The 18700-nt window shown below is 34.9% G+C and carries 16 protein-coding genes; 7 read left to right on the top strand and 9 right to left on the bottom strand.

All coding sequences use genetic code 11. From position 1 onward, the window contains the following. Positions 1-2: 2 nt before the first annotated feature. Genes nuoF through CIGNP103_RS06670 form a run of 5 tightly spaced genes read right to left on the bottom strand, consistent with a single transcriptional unit; the run spans position 3 to position 4226 of the window. Complete coding sequence (gene nuoF, locus CIGNP103_RS06690) at positions 3-1217, bottom strand: NADH-quinone oxidoreductase subunit NuoF (protein WP_086229795.1); 1215 nt, start codon at positions 1215-1217, stop codon at positions 3-5. Further along, the gene (locus CIGNP103_RS06685) at positions 1204-1695 is read right to left on the bottom strand and encodes an NADH-quinone oxidoreductase subunit NuoE family protein (RefSeq protein WP_086225608.1); all 492 of its coding nucleotides are present in this window, start codon (positions 1693-1695) and stop codon (positions 1204-1206) included. Before CIGNP103_RS06685 ends, nuoF begins: the two co-directional genes overlap by 14 nt. After that, entirely contained in the window at positions 1692-3374 is a 1683-nt protein-coding gene (locus CIGNP103_RS06680) for an NADH-quinone oxidoreductase subunit D (protein ID WP_086252672.1), read from the bottom strand. Before CIGNP103_RS06680 ends, CIGNP103_RS06685 begins: the two co-directional genes overlap by 4 nt. Then, positions 3367-3873, bottom strand: a complete 507-nt coding sequence (locus CIGNP103_RS06675) for an NADH-quinone oxidoreductase subunit B (RefSeq protein ID WP_086225610.1) — start codon at positions 3871-3873, stop codon at positions 3367-3369. The genes CIGNP103_RS06680 and CIGNP103_RS06675 overlap by 8 nt, the downstream gene beginning before the upstream one ends. Continuing rightward, on the bottom strand, positions 3864-4226 hold the full coding sequence (locus CIGNP103_RS06670; RefSeq protein WP_086252671.1) for an NADH-quinone oxidoreductase subunit A: 363 nt from the start codon (positions 4224-4226) through the stop codon (positions 3864-3866). The genes CIGNP103_RS06675 and CIGNP103_RS06670 overlap by 10 nt, the downstream gene beginning before the upstream one ends. Positions 4227-4722: 496 nt before the next feature. On the opposite strand from CIGNP103_RS06670, the gene CIGNP103_RS06665 reads away from it, so the two are divergent. Together CIGNP103_RS06665 and kcuS are read left to right on the top strand one after the other, a co-directional pair. Next, positions 4723-7014, top strand: a complete 2292-nt coding sequence (locus tag CIGNP103_RS06665) for a carbon starvation CstA family protein (RefSeq protein ID WP_086241794.1) — start codon at positions 4723-4725, stop codon at positions 7012-7014. 8 nt (positions 7015-7022) lie between these two features. Then, positions 7023-7223 carry a KCU-star family selenoprotein gene (gene kcuS, locus CIGNP103_RS06660; protein WP_086241795.1) on the top strand — a complete coding sequence of 67 codons (201 nt, stop codon included), beginning with the start codon at positions 7023-7025 and terminating at the stop codon, positions 7221-7223. Positions 7224-8466: 1243 nt separating this feature from the next. Here the strand turns inward: kcuS and CIGNP103_RS06650 are convergent. Genes CIGNP103_RS06650 through CIGNP103_RS06635 form a run of 4 tightly spaced genes read right to left on the bottom strand, consistent with a single transcriptional unit; the run spans position 8467 to position 12528 of the window. Further along, entirely contained in the window at positions 8467-9654 is a 1188-nt protein-coding gene (locus tag CIGNP103_RS06650) for a hypothetical protein (protein ID WP_086241796.1), read from the bottom strand. A 15-nt stretch (positions 9655-9669) separates the two neighbouring features. Next, positions 9670-11208: an AAA family ATPase gene (locus CIGNP103_RS06645; protein WP_179187325.1), complete on the bottom strand. Its 1539-nt coding sequence runs from the start codon at positions 11206-11208 to the stop codon at positions 9670-9672. Between the two features lies 1 nt (position 11209). Further along, positions 11210-12214: a hypothetical protein gene (locus CIGNP103_RS06640; protein ID WP_086268813.1), complete on the bottom strand. Its 1005-nt coding sequence runs from the start codon at positions 12212-12214 to the stop codon at positions 11210-11212. Positions 12215-12225: 11 nt separating this feature from the next. Continuing rightward, complete coding sequence (locus tag CIGNP103_RS06635) at positions 12226-12528, bottom strand: hypothetical protein (RefSeq protein WP_086252668.1); 303 nt, start codon at positions 12526-12528, stop codon at positions 12226-12228. Between the two features lie 562 nt (positions 12529-13090). On the opposite strand from CIGNP103_RS06635, the gene fliR reads away from it, so the two are divergent. The 5 genes from fliR to argS are packed head-to-tail and all read left to right on the top strand — an operon-like array spanning position 13091 to position 18416. Beyond that, a complete protein-coding gene (gene fliR / locus CIGNP103_RS06630) occupies positions 13091-13864 on the top strand; it encodes a flagellar biosynthetic protein FliR (RefSeq protein ID WP_086268812.1) in 774 nt (257 codons plus the stop codon). Positions 13865-13924: 60 nt separating this feature from the next. After that, the gene (locus CIGNP103_RS06625; RefSeq protein WP_086268811.1) at positions 13925-15961 is read left to right on the top strand and encodes a hypothetical protein; all 2037 of its coding nucleotides are present in this window, start codon (positions 13925-13927) and stop codon (positions 15959-15961) included. After that, complete coding sequence (gene gmk / locus CIGNP103_RS06620; protein ID WP_086240782.1) at positions 15961-16578, top strand: guanylate kinase; 618 nt, start codon at positions 15961-15963, stop codon at positions 16576-16578. The genes CIGNP103_RS06625 and gmk overlap by 1 nt, the downstream gene beginning before the upstream one ends. A 30-nt stretch (positions 16579-16608) precedes the next feature. After that, on the top strand, positions 16609-16821 hold the full coding sequence (gene tatA, locus CIGNP103_RS06615) for a twin-arginine translocase TatA/TatE family subunit (RefSeq protein WP_086225622.1): 213 nt from the start codon (positions 16609-16611) through the stop codon (positions 16819-16821). Then, positions 16821-18416: an arginine--tRNA ligase gene (argS, locus tag CIGNP103_RS06610; protein WP_086236065.1), complete on the top strand. Its 1596-nt coding sequence runs from the start codon at positions 16821-16823 to the stop codon at positions 18414-18416. Before tatA ends, argS begins: the two co-directional genes overlap by 1 nt. The last annotated feature ends 284 nt before the right edge of the window (positions 18417-18700 follow it).

Below are 18700 nucleotides of genomic sequence, written 5' to 3'. Positions count from 1 at the left end.
TTTTAATCCTTACAAAGCGCTAAAAACTCATCTTCAAATTTGGTTATAAAGCCTATGATTACATCTTTTACCGCTGGAGCAAATACACAAATTGTCTTTCCATCAAGCATAAAGCAGATATCTTTTAATATTTGTAGATCTTTTTTGCTTCCTTCGCCTTTACAAATTCGCTCCACAACTCGCATTCCCCAGCCACATCCCTCACGACATGGGGTACATTGCCCGCAGCTCTCTTCTGTGTAAAACTCAAGTAAATTCAAAAGCACCTTAGGCATACTGATCGTATCATCAAAAACCATCATACCGCCAGTACCAAGCGCACTCTTATACTCCCATAAATTCTCATAATCCAAAGTAGCCTTCATAACTTCATCTTTGGTTAATACCGCAGCAGATGATCCGCCAGGGATAACGGCTTTTAGCTCTCTATTTTTCCATACGCCACCGCCAAATTCATTGATAAAATCAATCATTTTAGTCCCAAATGGCATCTCTTTAACGCATGGAGTATTTACACATCCTGTTACGGCAAATAGCAGAGTACCAGGGGATTTTGGGGTTCCTACGCTTCTATATTTTTCCCAGCCATTTTTAACTATGAATGGTACGCTAGCGATGGTTTCGACATTATTTACCACACACGCACTACCAAACAAAAAATCCGGCTCAGCTCTATTATGTGGCTTTAATCTCGGATGCCCCCTTTTGCCTTCAATACTCTCTAAAAGTGCGCTCTTCTCACCGCAAATATAGGCCCCAGCACCTTTACAAACTATAATTTCTAGGCCACGCCTCTCATCTTTGGATTCATTAATGGCTCTTTGGATACTTTGATACTCTCTCTCATATTCGCCCCTAATGTAGATATAGGCTCTACACGCACCAAGAGCGTAAGCTGAGATTATGATACCTTCTATTAATAGATGGGGATCAAGATTGAAAATATACTTATCTTTACAAGTCCCAGGCTCGCTCTCATCGCCATTTACCACCAAATATCGTTTTTGGCTAGGCCAAGCTATCATATTTTTCCATTTAGTTCCACAATGGCCACCGCCACCGCCTTTGCCCCTTAATCCACTTTTGTCAATCGCATCTACTATATCCATTCTTGGCATTTTTAGAATTTCATCTAAATTCGCATATGCCCCATGAGCCTTAGCGACTTCTATTTTATTGGCATTAGGTATATCAAATCTAGCACTAACGACCTTCATTTTCTCTCCTTAGCCTTTCTATTAACTCTGTTATACTCTCTTTAGTCAAATCACCGATTTGCTCTAAATTTGATAACATACATGGCGCCTTCTCACAATATCCTAAGCACTCGCTCTCCCCAAGGCTAAAAAGCCCATCGCTAGTAGTTTCACCCATCTTGATCCCAAGAAGATCGCTAGCGGCTTTTATCACTTCATCGCCGCCTCTTAATTTACAAGTTATGGTTTTACAAAATTTAAGCTCATATTTGCCTTTTTTGCTCTCATTAAACATAGAGTAAAAGCCCATAACTTCAGCAAAGAATATAGCCTTAATTCCAAGAGTTTTTTCTAAATACAATATATCTTCAGAGCTGATAAATCCTTGTCTTCTTTGTAAAATCCAAAGAGCGGGTAATACTAGCGCTCTATCATCATCTACTTTTGTGCGTAGGTTATTTAAGCCTTCTAGCTCATCTTTTGTAAATTCAAAACTCATCTATCTAGCTCCCCAGCAATTATGTTTATACTACCTAAATTCAAGATACTATCAGCGATCAAGCCACCTCTAACCATATCGCTAAATGCGTTTAAAGCATAGAAACAAGGCGGTCTAAGCTTTAAGCGATATGGCATATTACCACCATCACTAACAATGAAAAATCCTAGCTCACCATTGCCACCCTCACTAGCACCATAGAAATGCCCCACAGGGAGCTTAATCCCATCAAAAATGATTTTAAAATGATTTATCAAAGCCTCAATATTGCCATATACTTCGCTTTTTGGTGGGAGAATTATATCTTTGTCTTTGATACAGATATCGCCATTTGGAATTCTCTTAATCGCTTGGCGGATGATAGAGACACTCTCTTTCATCTCATAAAATCTCACAAACATCCTATCATATATATCGCCACAGCTACCAACAGGGATATTAAAATCAAAGCTATCATAATAGTAATATGGCTTATCTTTTCTTAAATCATAATCCACGCCACTAGCTCTTAAATTTGGCCCTGTAAATCCATAGCTTAAAGCGTCTTGAGCGCTTATTTTACAGATATTTTGAACTCTATCTAAGAAAATTCTATTTTTTTCTATGAGAGTTAGAGTATCATCAAGGCCCTTTTCAACCTCTTTTAAATAGCCTAAAAGCTCATCTTCCCAACCATCATAAAAGTCATGCGCCATACCGCCGATTCTAGCAAATGAATTTGTAAATCTAGCACCAGTTAATCTAGATAAGAAGTTATAAATTTTCTCTCTAGGATTATATAAATACCAGTAATTTGTAAGCGCTCCCATATCCACAAACATCGCCCCAAGGCAAACCTCATGATCTATAATGCGAGCCAACTCACCCAAAATCACACGCATAAAAATCGCTCTATCAGGCAAGGTAACACCCAAGATATCCTCTACCGCCTTAGCATATCCGACATTATTTAGCATAGCAGAGCAGTAATTTAGCCTATCTGTATATGGTATGATCTGGGCATAGGTATGAGTCTCACAAGACTTCTCAAATCCCCTATGTAAATAGCCAATTTCAGTTACACAAGCAGCTATTTTCTCACCATCTAAAGCCATAAAATTGCGTATCGTCCCGTGCGTAGCAGGATGTGATGGGCCGATATTTAAAAATGTATATTTGATTTTAAATTCATCATTTTCTTCACTAGCAAGACCAAGATTTAAGAGCTGATCTCTCATCTCATCAACCAAGCTATCACTTTGAGTTAGAATTTGATATTTATCAATAGGATAATCCTTTCTTAATGGATGTCCGATAAATTCTTTATGATTTAATATGCGTCTAAGGTTTGGATGATTGTCAAATTTAACACCATATTGATCATAGCACTCTCTTTCAGCCCAATTAGCGCTTTTGTAAATTTCAGATACGCTTTTTAAGCTTTGATTCTCATCAATATCAGTTTGGATAATAAAATTTGAGCCTTTTAAAGAGCTAAATATATAATACAAACTAAATCTTTTTGGATTGTTTAAATTCAAATTATCCACACAGGCGATATCAGCCAAAATCTCATATTTCATCTCATCACGAGCGAATTTAACCGCTTCAAAAATACGCTCACTAGGGATTATAGCCGTGATAATGCCATTATATTCAGAGATTTTAGAATTAAATTTAGATATAAACGAATTAACCATCTAAAAGCCCCTTAAAATCTCTATGGCGATCTTTGATACTACCGGCTTTTATCTTTTGTTGGATAGCTAAAATCGCATCGATTATCGCTTCAGGCCTTGGCGGACAGCCGCTGATATAGGCATCAACTGGTATTATCTGATCTATCCCTTGAAGTGTGGTATAATTATCATAAAATCCCCCGCTACTAGCACAAGCCCCCATACTTACAACCCATTTTGGCTCACACATTTGATCATATATCTCTTTTAAAATCGGAGCTTGTTTAAATGATATTGTCCCAGCTACTATCATCAAATCCGCTTGCCGAGGCGAAAATCGCATAACTTCAGCGCCAAAACGGCTTAAATCATGCTTTGATGATACAGCACTCATAAACTCAATCGCACAACAGGCCGTCCCAAATATCATCGGCCAAAGCGAGTTGGATCTACCCCAGTTAAAAAGCGCATCTAATCTAGTTAAGATCAGATCATTTTTGACTAAATTTTCTATTCCCATCTTAAAATCTTCTTCTTATAAATATAGTATAATCCCACAAGCAAAATAGCCATAAAGACAAACATCTCAACCAAAGCATAAAGGCCAAGCTCCCTAAGGCTCACCGCCCACGGATACATAAACACAGCTTCAATATCAAATATCACAAAGACAATCGCCACAAGATAGTATTTGACATTTATACTAGAATTTATACCGCCATAGAAATTTACAATTCCGCTCTCATAAATTCGATTTTTTGAGCTATTGCTTTTGCCAGTTGGGCCAATCTTTTTGGTGAAATAAAAAGCCACACAAAGCGCTAAAACGATGAAAACATAGAGATAAAAACTCCATACAAGATTACTCTCCAAAGCCTTTTCCTTGAAATTTACTTTATTGATTTGGATGCAATTGTATCAAAAAGATTACCATTAATTCAATATCATAAAGAAATTAATTTTTTGTTTAAGAATATTATTAATAAATTTTATTATCTATCTAAATTCAGCTATAATTACTAATATTATAAATTCAAATTTAAGATTATAAAGCCTATAAAATCACACTTTAAAAGCTATCTTATTTAAAACTTAAATAAATTTATTAAATTAATTAAATTTGCTTTTATAGCTTTGTATTTAAAATAAATTTACATTATCACTTAAAAAAAGTAAAAATATAAGCCAAAATATTAAATTCCAAATTCAAATTCTAACAAATAGCCCAAATTCACCTATAATTTCTCCTTAATGTGTAAAATCGTAACATAATATAAATTTATATTTCTATTTTATACACTTTAAGGCTAGATTTGATTACAAATATGCTACAATCGCAAAATCAAAATAATTTTAATCCGGAGGTAGCATGAATAAAAAGGTGTTAAGCATAGTTATCTGGGCGGCAGTTGTATTTTTGGCTGTGCTTGGATTTGCTAAACTGACTATAGATAGAGGTGAGACAGTAAATGCTCTATGGTTTGTAGTTGCAGCTGTGTGTATCTACTCAATTGCCTATAGATTTTACGCTAAATACATAGCTCAAAAGGTCTTAGGCCTAGATGACAATAGAGCCACTCCCGCAGTGGTAAAAAACGATGGTCGTGACTTTGTCCCAACTAACAAAATTGTCCTATTTGGCCACCATTTTGCCGCTATTGCTGGTGCTGGGCCGTTAGTAGGGCCGATTTTGGCAGCTCAAATGGGTTATTTGCCAGGTATGATTTGGCTTGTTGTGGGCGTTGTGATTGCCGGTGCGGTGCATGACTTTGTAGTTTTATGGTTATCAACTAGAAGGGATGGTAAAAGCCTTGGCGAGATGATAAAAATGGAGCTAGGCAAGGGTGTTGGAACTATAGCTATGATTGGAATTTTAGGTATTATGATGCTTATTGTGGCTATTTTGGCTTTGGTTGTTGTAAATGCCCTGGCTGAATCTCCATGGGGATTATTTACCATTGCGATGACTCTTCCTATTGCTATTTTAATGGGAATTTGGATGAGATTTATCCGCCCAGGTAGAATAGGCGAGGCCTCTATATTTGGTTTTGTTATGCTTATGTTATCGCTTTGGGGTGGGCATTATGTAGCTGCTGATCCATACTGGGCAGATGTATTTACTATCACTCCAGTAAATTTAGCATTTATTACAATTGGTTATGGTTTTGTAGCAGCAATCTTACCAGTATGGCTACTTTTAGCACCTAGGGATTATCTATCTACCTTCCTTAAAATCGGCGTTATATTTGCTATGGCGGTGATTATAATCTATTTAGGTTTAGGCGATTTTGCAGGTAATCAAAATATCCAAGTAGCAATGCCTATGGTTACTAAATTCACAGATGGCACAGGGCCAGTATTTGCTGGTAAATTATTCCCATTTTTATTCATTACTATCGCTTGTGGTGCTATTAGTGGTTTCCATGCTCTAATCTCTAGTGGAACATCGCCAAAAATGCTAGAAAAAGAGACTCACGCTAAAATGGTAGGCTATGGCTCAATGCTTATGGAGTCAGCTGTTGGTGTAATGGCGTTAATCGCAGCTATCATAATCACTCCAGATCTATACTTTGCTATCAATGTCGCTCCTGCTGGTTTGGGTACAGCTGAAGCTATATCAGCAGCTAGAAGTGCTGGCGAGGTATTTGGGGTATTCCAAGGCGAAGCAAGTCAAAGCTACTTAGCAGGTATTAAAGCTGCTGCTGCTAGTATCAACGCATTTGCTGGAGATATTATCAAAATCACCCCAGAAATGATAGAACAAAATATTCTAGCATTTACTAAAGAGGTTGGCGAGCCAAGCATTCTAAGTAGAACCGGTGGTGCACCTACATTCGCTCTTGGTTTTGCTGTCTTAATCTCTAAAATGCCAAGCTTTGAAGGCACAATGGCGTTTTGGTATCACTTTGCTATCTTATTTGAGGCATTATTTATCCTTACAGCAGTTGATGCTGGTACTAGAGCAGGGAGATTTATGGTACAAGATGTTTTAGGTAACTTCTATAAACCAATGGCAAATATCAGCTCAGTTCCAATGGGTCTAATAGCAACTCTTTTATGTGTAGCTGGTTGGGGATCTATATTATATATGGGTATCACCGATCCAACAGGCGGGGTTAAAGCATTATGGACGCTATTTGGTGTAAGTAATCAACTTCTTGCTGGTATTGCTCTACTTTTAGCAGTAAGTGTTTTATTTAAAATGAAACGTGGAAAACTAGCTTGGGTAGTAGTTGTACCTGTAATTTGGGTTTTAATCTCAACTATGAGTGCAGGCGTGCAAAAGCTACTTCCAGCAAACGGCGAGAGAGTTCATGACTCAGTAAGCCATGTAGCTGCATATCAAAATAATAGCAAAAAAGCAGCTGATCTAATGGCAAAAATAGAGTCTGGAACTCTTGATGATGCACAGCTTGTAGCAGCTGAAAAAGCATATAAAGCAGCTAATCAAGTAGCTAGAAACAACCTAATTAACGCTATTTTATGTGCAGTATTTATGGGTATTACTATAATTGTTCTAATTGCTACTTTAAGAGTCGTCGCTAGGGCAATAAGCGGCAAAGACCCTATAATCCCACTAGCAGAATCACCATATCTCAATGCCAAAGATTATGAGGGCAAAGCCGGTTGTAACGCTCATCACTGCGGATGTGCTCACTAGGGGTTAGTATGCAAATTTGGAGCAAAATATCAGCATTTTATAGAAAAATTGATAGGTTTTCCCACTTATTAGTGGGGATGCCTAGCTATGATAAATATGTAGAATATATGGAGAAATTCCATCCAAATCAAACCCCTAAAAGCCAAAGAGAGTTTTTCAAAGAGGCTTTAGAGAAAAAATATGGCGCCGGCAGCTCAAAATGCTGCTAAGCTAAATTTGAGAAGTAGACTATCTACTTCTCATCTATTAATGTATTTAATCAACTCACTTAAATTCACAAGCCACACTACGCAAATTCAGACAAATTTAATCAATTTACACCCTCAATCAAATATAAAATTTCAATAAAATATAACAAAATTATCGCAAAATTCAAGATAATTAAATTATAAATAAAAGTATAATTAAATTCAAATAGTATTAAATTTAATTATAATATATATTTTATGACATATTTTAAGTTTAAATTCATTTTTTACTTCGCAGCTGAGCTAAGCCCAGCTTTGCGACAAAATTTTCGCAATAGCAAAATAACCTTAAATGGTTATTTTGCGGCAAAAATTTGGGATAATGAACCTTGAAAGGCTTTTACAGGGGGTTAGGGGTTGTTAAAAAAAGGGGGGGGGGAAGCCAAGGCGTTGCTATCTTTCGTAGCGTCGCAAACGATGATTTACATCGTTTTGCTCTCACGCTACTCAGCTGCCAAAAAAGCGCTCCCCTTACCCCTTAAAAGAAATAAGCGAATTCAAGAATTTAATATTTCTCTAAGATTTCAAATTCGCTAATAAATTTGATTTATCTCACTCTAAAGATCCACCTGATAAAAAGAATAACCAATATCCCAATTAATATATATGGTAAATATTCGCCAAATATCATACCTAACAAACCAATAAGCGAAACAATAACCAGTATCGCCAATACAGCAAACAGATAGATAAGAACATTGACATATATCGCCAATATCGCAATTATTATAAAACCCAAAATAAAAAACACTGATCGCTCCTGAATTTGTAAATAACATTATAACAATTTATGGTATCTAACTTATAAAAATATCAATAAAAATTTAAAATCTAAAATGAAATTTAAATTCCAAAACAGGGTAGCTCATTTTGACTTTGCACGGCAACAAGTCGCCGTTTGCGACAGGGAGTTACACTCCCTTGATCCATCTAAAGCCCCACTTCGTGGGGTATCCCATTTTTAACATTCCAAATTTTCGCCACAAAACAACCATTTAAGGTTATTTTGCTATTGCGAAAATTTTATAAAAGTCTTTCAGAGTTGCTGCGCTGGGCGCAGATTTTAATCTTTCTTAAAACTCTTTGAGTTTTAAGAAAAAGTGGCGCTTTTGGAATTTTAAAATTCCAAAAGTCTTGCTCTATTTTAAAGCAAGTGGCTAAGTGATTTATGATGAAATTTTAGTTTGAGTATATTTTTACAAAATCACCAGCTAAAAATACTAGCTATACCGCTGCACATACTTTTTACGCCTCCCCATGCTGCGCTAGCTACCCTTCCTATACCTCTGCCTACGGCCTTTACACCTTCTACTGCTACTTGCGTTACTTTTTTGGCTACTTTTGCGGCGCCTTGGACTACTTTTGAGCCTATGGCTTTTCCAGCAAATTTTCCGATAGTAGCACCGATAGCTGCACCAGCAGCCGTACCAGCAGGGCCAAATATAGTCCCTAATGTTCCACCGATTGTAGACCCTACGGCCATACCTACTTTGCCAGTTGCTTCGCCTACTATTGTTCCAGCTGCGGTGGACGCTGTATTTATGGCCATATTGCCGATCGCTTCTGTAGTGCTGATTTTCCCATCGGCTAATTCGTTTAGGGTCTTGATATTTTCTATACTACTAGATGCTATGCTACCCATTACGCTACCTGTTTTTATAGGCATGCGATCTGTAGGCATCGTTTTTGCCAAAACGCTAAGGGCGCCACCGGTGATGATTTTAAGCTTATCGCTATTATCTGTGCCCTTTATAGTCTCATCTATAATAGCTTTTGCTTCATCTTTGACACCATTAGCTGCGACTTTTAAGATATTAGAAAATTTAAAATCTGAATTTTCTAATATATATTTACTAGCGCTTTGGACGCCGCCTAGGGCTGTTCGTTTCAGGCTCTCCTCTGCAAACTCTTGGACTTTATCCATTATAGGAGAGCTGTTTTCTATCTCTTTTTCTATGATTTCTGGCTCTATGGCCTCTATATCTTCGCCTGAGCGCCTAGCTAACTCTAATGTATCATAGATATTTGCTTTTTTAAGATCTTTTGTCACGGCGCTTAAATCATCAGGATTTATAAATTTCTTAATCCTCTCCATAAGCCAGCTTTTTATGCTTACGCCTTTACTCTTGGCTTTTAAAAGATCTGCTTTTTCCTCGTTTATACATTTGATAATCTCTATTATATCATGCGTTGTAGCTTTGATCTCGTTTATATCTACATTTGGAAGTTCTTTTTGAATTTGGTTTTCTAGCCACTGATCTAGGCTGAATTTGTCTTGGTTTTCAACATAGCTATTTAAAAATCTAGCTAAAGTAGCAGATAGTATCTCTACTTCTTTTTCGTTTAACTGCGTAGAATAAAATTTATCTAAGCTTTGATTTATTTTTGGCATTTTAAATCCTTATTATTAATCTTGCTTATCATCAATACTTGCTTTTTTGATATCCATTTTTGAGATTCTCTCTTTTAGGCTATCGATTTTATCTTTTAGGGTTACAGATATGCTTTTGGTTTCTTTTATTTTTTTAGTGATATTTTCTGTGCTTATATGTTCTCTGTCTTGGATAAAACTTTCTTCAAAGCTCTCTTTTATCACTGATTCTAAGTCCGCACCACTAAAGCCATCAGTAAGCTTAGCTAATTCAAAAACATCAATATCAGCTGTTTTTGTCTTGCTTCTGCGCTCTAAATGTAGCTTTAAAATCTCTTTTCGCTCTGTGAAATTTGGCAAATCGACAAAAAATATCTCATCAAACCTACCCTTACGCAAAAACTCAGGCGGCATACCGCTTAAATCATTTGCCGTCGCTACTACAAATACGGAATTTGACTTCTCTTGTAGCCAGGTCAAAAACTGCCCAAATAGCCTAACTGTCACCTCATGCCCATTGCCATTAGACATACCGGCAAAGGCTTTTTCTATCTCATCTATCCACAAAACACAAGGATTTATCTCTTCACTTAGCTTCAAAGCTCTTTGCATATTTGCTTCTGATTCGCCTATATATTTACCAAGTAGCCTACCCACATCAAGGCGCACAAGCGGAATCCCAAAAAGATTAGCCGTGATCTTAGCGCTTAGGCTTTTACCACAGCCTGGCATACCGACTATCATCACTCCTTTTGGTATATCTACGCCGTATTTGCGCGCTTTATCTAGGTTTCTTATGATATGAGCTTTATCTTTTAGCCATTTTTTTAGCACGCTAAGCCCGCCTAGATTTGCCATAGTTTCTTTGACTTCTATGATTTCTAGCATTCCTGATTTTTTGACAAATTGACTTTTTTGCGAGATGATAAATTCATTATCATCCCCATTTATCTCGCCATTTTGCTGATAAGCTAAGGTTAAAATTCTATCTATTTCAAATTTTGTCAAACCTTTTAAATTTAAAGTAAGCTTATCAAAAAACTCATCTTTGATAGTGATACCATAATCATCTGCGAATTTTTGGATTATATCTTTTATCTCTTTCTCTTTTGGCACTGGAGTTTCAAATATGGTTATGTGATGTTCTAGTTTGGCTGGGATTGTCCTTTTTGTACTTAGCAAAAACACTGTTATATAGTAGTCATCATCATAGATATTTGCACTTGCTATCCTATCTAGCATAGCTATGATTTTTGGATTTTCTAGCTCGTGATCGATGTTTTTTAGCACCAAAAACATAGGCTTTGGTTTACTATTTGCGCTAGCGAGTCTTGCTTGGTCATCCTTTTGTATTAAAAACTCCAAAAGAGCATTTTCCACTGGCAAACCACCACCATTTGGAGATTTGTTATCAAAGTCTATTTGCCCCAACGCTTCATTATACTCAAAGACCTCTCTACCATCATTTTTGGCTATCTCTCTTATCAAATCTTCATTTTGTCTAAAATCTATGCTAGGCATAAGTATAATGCTACAAAGCGACTGTATATATGAGTTTAGCTTTTGTATTACCATTTTATAGCTCCACATATACTATATAAGCGTTATTATTTGAACTTTGAAAATTTAGCCCATTTAAAATAATAAATTGACCATTTATTTCTTCTTCTCCAAGTGCTTCGTTTGTCTCTCCATCTTTTGGGATTCGACTAGCTTTGGCCAAGCTAGATATCCCTAGCACCAAGACCCTTTTATTCCTAGCTACTAAATCTCTCCAAAGCCCATCGGTAGAGCCTTCAAATTTCTTTATCACATCGCCTAATTCACCATAATCAAATATCATCTTATCATAAACAACTTTGCTAATAGCTTCAAAATACCCATAACGAAGGTAATCAATAGACTTTAAGTTGATACTTTTTAAATACTCTTTTGTTTCATCATCTATCTCTTCATCACCAATATAGCAGTATTTATTATGATCCCCAGCTTCTTCTATATTTATATACGCCAAAAGCATTTTGCGGATTTTCTCTGTTCCTAGCCCAAAGATAAGCGCAAGTGGAGCATTAGTTTTAAATACACCAACAAGCGTTTGAAAGTGCAATAAAAATAGATCAAAATAGTCGTTTTCTATGATTTTTAGGTTGCTTTTGATTTTTTCTACATTTTCACTATTTTTTATAATATCCCAAATTATATCGCGGAATTTATCGTGATACTCTCGTAAAAAAGATTTAGCGTTTTTCTCTAGATCTTCGTTGGTTTTTAGCAAATTTTCTTTGTATTCTTTGTAGTTGATATCATTTAGGGTTATTTTAAGAGCGTTTTTATCAAGCTCTTTGTCCATATCAAAGATTTCTAGAATTCCCTGTGCTAAAGCGAAATTATCGCTTTTTTCGCTTAGCTTGCTTATTTCTTTCAGTTCGGTTTCTAGCCCTTGGACTTCTAGCCACCGCATTAGTAAGCCACTTTTGAAATGCTCCAATATATCTTCTATGTTGAAGTTGTTTTGTAGCCCTTCTAGGCTAGATACACTAGCACCATTTACTTGGAGATTAAATTTAATTTTTTTTGCCATTTTTATCCTTTTTATAAAGTTATATATTCATCATCATTGCTGTTTTGCTTTTTGGATAGTTCTATCTTTCTATCTGCTAGGGATTGAGGCGTTTTTGCCATCATCTCTCTGCATCCTATCATTGCATTTAGCAACTCCTGTCGTTTAGCTTTTATTTCATTTTCTTCTGCTTCCACTTGTGCAGAAACTTGTGATATAGCAGTGCCAATAGCCGAAATAATATTACTTTGCATAGATTGCACAGATTGTTGCCTAGTTTGTTCAGCTTGACCAACTTGTTGAAAAATTTTTCCTATAGCCGAATACAATGGCATTTTTACTCCTTTTATATAATTAAAGTATTAGAATTTAGCTTATAATAAGCCAAATTCAATTTTGCTATGAAAATTTATTGCTAATCTTTTGATAAAAAATATTATAATTATACCCCCCCTATAAAACTAAGCTTAATTTGTTAGATTACGGGGCAAATTAAGCTATTTTATTTCCTAAATTTTTAGTAAATTTTGAAATTTATTAAAGACTCAAAAGAGGTTTTTATAAAATGAGTAAATAGATGATATATAGCAGAGCTGCAGCTAAGCGCATCGCAAATCACTACAACAACAAAGACTCAATCTTATTAAATTTAGTTTAATATGCAAACCTTAACTTGCATTTATATATTATTTGATTTTTACTTGCGATTTATTACCACAAAGATACAATGACTCCATAATACAAACGCTATTAGCGGCAATGTATTTGCAAAATTATATTAGTATTTTCATCATTTATTTTAGTATTTTTATGCTAAAAAATCTAAATTTATCTAAATATTAAGCCAAAATTTCGCAAAAACTAAGTATCATAAGCGCCAAATTAATTAGGTGAATTGTGGAATTTGTAAATTATTTAGGGCAGGAAAATGTCGTAACATTCTTTTTGCTTCTTGTGCGGACTGGTGCTTTGATGGTGTTTTTTCCATTTTTTAACCATATGCAAATTCCTATGACAATCAAAGCAACACTCTCATTTATGCTTACATTATATCTATTCCCGCTAGCTACTCCGCCAGCAAATTTAGATGGTATAAATGTTCAGTATCTTATACTTGAAGCACTCTCTGAACTTATGCTTGGGTTATGTGTTGGGGTGCTTTTGATGCTTGTTTTTGGCGCAGTGCAACTAGCAGGTGAGCAGATATCGATGATTATGGGATTTTCAATGGCAACAGTTGTTGACCCACAAAGCGGAATAAATGCCCCGCTAATCTCAAATATCTTAAATTTAATAGTTTTACTGGCATTTTTGTTATTTGATGGGCATCATTTAGTGTTATATTTTTTGGCTTATGGACTTGAATATATCCCACTTGGTGGCTTCTATCCTGAGCAAAATATCTTAAAATACGCTTCCCAAGGTATGGTAAATCTCTTTTTATATGGCTTTATAATCTCATTTCCGATTTTAGCACTTACTCTAATGTCGGATTTGATTTTTGGAATGCTTATGAAGACCATGCCGCAATTTAACCTACTAGTTGTAGGATTTCCAATTAAAATTACTATCGCTTTTGTTGTACTAATGGCGATTTTGGCTGTTATTGTTAAGGTATTTACAACACTAATGATGAGAGTTTTAAACGATTTACCAAGTTTATTTTTCTAAATAAAGCAATACATAATGAAAATTTGCGTAAAATAGTGTAAATTTTTTAAGGGGTAGTCTATGAAGGTGATTTTGCTAAATAATAATCCAGCAGTTTCAAAACTTGTGAGTGTGAGTTTAAATAAACTTGGATATACTTTTGCTGAGATTGATAATTTAGAGTATTTAACTAGCAATGATGCTGATTTAATTATATGTGATAGCGGGCTTTATGATAGTAAAATTAATTACTTAGAATATGCAAAAAATCAGCTATTTTTAATCCCTAGAAATCGAGCTGATGAATATAATCTAGCTAAAAGCCAAACTCTACAAAAGCCATTTTTACCAACTGATTTTATTGATGTAGTAAAAAGAATCTTAGTTGAGATTCCAAAATCAACTAAAATAGTAGAACCTAAACCTAGCGATATCAAAGTAGGGGATGAATTTGGTCAGATTCACACTAATGATAATATAGATGTATTTAGTGATTTAAATAGCGATGAATTGCCTGATGATATCAATAAACTCCAAGATGATTTTGAAAATAGCTCATTCGATGATGAAAATCATGAAGAACAAGAGCTTGAGCAATTTGAGAATTTAATCGAAGTAGCTGAGCCTGAGCTAGCTAAGGATGAATTTGATGATGATTTAGGACTTGATGATGAGTCTGGCAAGATTGAGAGCCTAATGGATAAATCAAAAGATGTTAATAATCTTACTGATGATTTAATGAGCGACAATAAAGAGTTAAATATTGCAACAGATGAGTTTAATCTAGATAACATAGATGATGAACTAGCTAAACTTGATAATTTAGAATATGAGACAGATAATTTAACAGATAAAAACCTCAATAAATCAGTAGATGAATCACAAGCTAAAAGCGTAGATAATCAGTTCAACACAAATAACCAAATTCAAGAATTAGATGATGCTGATTTAAATCTAGATAATCCAGGTATCAAACTTAATGAGATAGATAGTTTAGATGATAAAAAAGAACTTGATACTTTAGATAATAAAGCCAGTGAGATTGAGGCATTAGATGATTTAAGCAACGATGAACAAATAATAGATAATTTAGATAATCAAGCGCAAGAATCAAGTCCAAGCAATAAACTTAACGACAAACAAAAGCAGCAAAATATTAAAGATATAACCAGCGAATATGAGAATATCAAGCTTGATATCTCAGCATTGGATGCGCTTCCTGATGGCGATGGTGAGGTTGATAATGCCGAATTTGACACTACATTTAAAGATGAAATAAAAGATGAATCAGCTATAAAACCAGTTGGCAAACCAGAACTTGAATCTAAATTTCAAGATGACTCTGTGGCAGATTTGGCTGCTATACCACAAGAGATTACAGAATGTGATGAGATAGATAAAGAGTCAATTATCCAGCCTGAAACGGTTGCTAAGTTTGCGACTGATGAATCTGAACAAACTCAACCAGTACAAGAATCAAAGAGCGAATTTGAATTTAAAGATAAATCAATGGATGAATCAACTCAAAAAACTAAGCCAGCATTCTTGGTCGAAGAGATTGGCCGAGATAAATCTGATAATGAGCTAGATGATCTTGAGAGTGAACTAGCAGGTTTTGAGAGCGATCTAGCAAATATTAAAAGTAGCCAAGATAATGAGCCTTTAGATTTTGATGAAAGTCAAGATTTTAATGAGCTAGCCAACGAGAATGACCAAATTAAAGATGTTGAATACACTGAGAATTTAAACAAATTAAGCAGTATGCTTGATGAGATTGATAATATGGATTGTGAGAATAATATGAAAAACCAAGATTTAAGCAATAGTTATGAAGCTAGCACAATTGATGAGATAGAAGAAGCCGCTATAAAAGAAGCCCTTCATGAAGAAAATAACAAAGAAGATAGCCAAACCCAAAACGAACCAAAAGTTAATCAATCAGATAAGATCGCTGTAGAAAACAAAACAGAACCAAGCCAAAATGAACAAAAAGAGATAGCCCAAGTTCTAGCCTCACAAATTGGCGAGGGATTAGGAAGAGCATTTAGCACTAGCGCCTTAAAAGATGTATTAAAAGATATTAATATTAATATTAATATTAGTTTTGAAGGCAGATAATGAGCGGTCAAATTCTAATAATAAGCGGCCCAAGCGGAAGTGGAAAAAGTACGCTATTATCACGCTTAATGGCCGAATTTGACAATCTTTATTTTTCTATTTCTAGTACAACTAGAGAACCACGAGCTGGAGAGAAAAATGGGGTTGATTATAACTTTATTAGTACTGATGAATTTAAACAAGGAATTGAGCAAGGTAAATTTTTAGAGTGGGCAAATGTGCATAAAAATTATTATGGCACTAGCCTAGAACCAGTAGAAAAAGCTCTAAAAGATGATAAAATTGTAATTTTTGATATCGATGTTCAAGGCTTTCATCTAGCAATGAAGCAATATAAGGAGTTAATTACCTCAGTTTTTATAACTACAAAAGATAGACTCGAACTAAAAAAACGACTAATAAAGCGTGGTAGCGATGATGAGCAAACCATTGAAAATAGGTTATTTAACGCAGCTACCGAAATCGCTCACATTGGCGAATATGACTATCTTATCATCAATGATGATTTAGATAGTTCATATGAAAAACTTAAGGCAATTTTTATCTCTATGAGATCAAAAACACAAAGCTTTATCATAAATGATGTGATAGAGAGCTGGAGCGAATGCTCAATTTAACAAATTTAAATTTTAATTAAGGAGAAAATTATGGGTAGTATGAGTATAAGTCACTGGTTGATAGTTTTAGCAATTATTGTTTTGCTTTTTGGTGCTAAAAAAATCCCTGAATTAGCAAAAGGTATGGGTAAAGGAATTAAAAGCTTTAAAAAAGAGATGGAAGATGATACATCATTAGAAAAAATCGAAAAAACTGAGGATACAACTCAAATAAAAAAAGATGAAACTCAAAAGAGTGCCTAATGAGTGCTAAAGATACTCTAAAAAATGAGATAAGCGCTATTTTAGGGCGTGAAGTTGTAATAGAAAAACCAAAGGATAAAACCCTAGCTCACTATGCTACACCACTTGCTTTTGGATTAGCTAAAGAGTTAAAAAAATCCCCAGTAGCTATCGCTTCTCAGATGGCACAGCAATTTAGTTCGCCAAACTACGAAGTAACTGCCGTAAATGGATATATAAATTTCAAACTCAGTGGCGATTTTTTAGATTCTTTGGCTAATGATGCACTTAAAAGTGGAGATAAATTTGGCTCAAAAGAGATTACAAATCCTAAAAATATATTTTTAGAATATATAAGTGCCAACCCAACAGGCCCATTACACATTGGCCATGTAAGAGGCGCAGTCTATGGCGATACATTAGCTAGAGTAGCTAGACATATTGGCGTAGGAGTTCATACTGAGTATTATATCAATGATGCTGGCAATCAAATCGATCTACTAGGCATATCTATTACGCTTAGAGCAAAAGAGATTTTATTTAATGAGACAGTTGAGTATCCTGAGAAATATTACAGGGGTGATTATATTGATGAGCTAGCGCATAAAGCTTACGATAAATTTGGCAAAGAAATTTTTGAGTCAAGTCGTAACTCTGAACTAGCCGAATTTGCCAAAGATGAAGTTTTAAAAATTATCAAAAAAGACCTAGCTGATGCTGGAATATTCATAGATAATTGGGCTAGTGAAAAATCATATTATGATCAATTAGAACAAACTTTAGAGCAATTAGAAAAAAGCGGTCAAGTATATAAAAAAGATGGCACTACCTATATCGCTTCAAGTAAACTTGGCGATGATAGTGACAGGGTAGTAGTACGAAGTGACGGCCGTCCAACATATTTAGCTGGTGATATTATCTATCATAATGTCAAATTTGCTAATGATTTTGATACATATATCAACATTTGGGGTGCAGACCACCATGGATATATCGCTAGATTAAAGGCTGCGATTAATTTTCTAGGTTATGATGAGAACAAACTAGAGGTAATTTTAATGCAGATGGTAAGCTTATTAAAAGATGGTAAGCCATTTAAAATGAGCAAAAGAGCTGGAACATCAGTGTTAATGAGCGATATTTTAGCTGAGATTGGAAGTGATGCGCTTAGATTTATTTTCATATCTAAGGCTGGCAATTCAAGCTTAGAATTTGATATTGATGAGCTTAAAAAACAAGATAGTTCAAATCCAATATTTTATATCAATTACGCTCACGCTAGAGTAAATCAAATCTTTGCCAAAGCTAACAAGACTCCTGCAGATGTAGCTAATGCTTCGCTTACAAATTTAAGCGATGATGGTAAGAATTTATTATTTGAAGCGCTTACCATGCCTGAAGTCTTAGAAGATGCTCTAAACCAAAGAAGTTTACACAAAATTCCTGATTATCTCAAATCGCTTAGTGCAAGTTTTCATAAATTCTATAACGAAAATAGAGTTGTAGGAAGTCAAAATGAAGATGAATTACTAAAGCTTTTTAGCGTTGTAGCACTTAGTATAAAAGTAGCATTAAATTTAATGGGAATAAAAGCTAAGGATATAATGGAAAATTAATCCCAAAGGCCTATATACCCTTGGGGTTTTAGTTTTAATTTATTATGATCAAAAATAATGCCATCTAAGGTTATTGCGCTCTTTTTTAGAAATTAAATATCTTAGTATGGCTTTATCTCTTAATTTTTTAGCCGCAAACCAATTTACTAGTATAAATTTCTAATAATTCATTTAAATTAGCGATAACAAACTTAGCTTCATCATCACTCATCATCTGATGGCACGGCAGACTAAGTTCAGCTCTATAAAAATCCTCAGCACCATCTAATCTCATCTCACCATAT

Source organism: Campylobacter sp. P0103, assembly GCF_002139545.1.
In the GTDB taxonomy this organism is placed as follows: Bacteria; Campylobacterota; Campylobacteria; order Campylobacterales; family Campylobacteraceae; genus Campylobacter; species Campylobacter devanensis.
The sequence above is the reverse complement of the archived record's forward strand: the minus strand, read 5'-3'. Positions and strand labels throughout refer to the sequence as shown.

What these genes read in the sequence shown, in the direction of transcription:
- nuoF (WP_086229795.1), bottom strand. Translation starts at nt 1,217, where the DNA reads ATGAAGGTCGTTAGTGCTAGATTTGATATACCTAATGCCAATAAAATA.
- CIGNP103_RS06685 (WP_086225608.1), bottom strand. Translation starts at nt 1,695, where the DNA reads ATGAGTTTTGAATTTACAAAAGATGAGCTAGAAGGCTTAAATAACCTA.
- CIGNP103_RS06680 (WP_086252672.1), bottom strand. Translation starts at nt 3,374, where the DNA reads ATGGTTAATTCGTTTATATCTAAATTTAATTCTAAAATCTCTGAATAT.
- CIGNP103_RS06675 (WP_086225610.1), bottom strand. Translation starts at nt 3,873, where the DNA reads ATGGGAATAGAAAATTTAGTCAAAAATGATCTGATCTTAACTAGATTA.
- CIGNP103_RS06665 (WP_086241794.1), top strand. Translation starts at nt 4,723, where the DNA reads ATGAATAAAAAGGTGTTAAGCATAGTTATCTGGGCGGCAGTTGTATTT.
- kcuS (WP_086241795.1), top strand. Translation starts at nt 7,023, where the DNA reads ATGCAAATTTGGAGCAAAATATCAGCATTTTATAGAAAAATTGATAGG.
- CIGNP103_RS06650 (WP_086241796.1), bottom strand. Translation starts at nt 9,654, where the DNA reads ATGCCAAAAATAAATCAAAGCTTAGATAAATTTTATTCTACGCAGTTA.
- CIGNP103_RS06645 (WP_179187325.1), bottom strand. Translation starts at nt 11,208, where the DNA reads ATGGTAATACAAAAGCTAAACTCATATATACAGTCGCTTTGTAGCATT.
- CIGNP103_RS06640 (WP_086268813.1), bottom strand. Translation starts at nt 12,214, where the DNA reads ATGGCAAAAAAAATTAAATTTAATCTCCAAGTAAATGGTGCTAGTGTA.
- CIGNP103_RS06635 (WP_086252668.1), bottom strand. Translation starts at nt 12,528, where the DNA reads ATGCCATTGTATTCGGCTATAGGAAAAATTTTTCAACAAGTTGGTCAA.
- CIGNP103_RS06625 (WP_086268811.1), top strand. Translation starts at nt 13,925, where the DNA reads ATGAAGGTGATTTTGCTAAATAATAATCCAGCAGTTTCAAAACTTGTG.
- gmk (WP_086240782.1), top strand. Translation starts at nt 15,961, where the DNA reads ATGAGCGGTCAAATTCTAATAATAAGCGGCCCAAGCGGAAGTGGAAAA.
- tatA (WP_086225622.1), top strand. Translation starts at nt 16,609, where the DNA reads ATGGGTAGTATGAGTATAAGTCACTGGTTGATAGTTTTAGCAATTATT.
- argS (WP_086236065.1), top strand. Translation starts at nt 16,821, where the DNA reads ATGAGTGCTAAAGATACTCTAAAAAATGAGATAAGCGCTATTTTAGGG.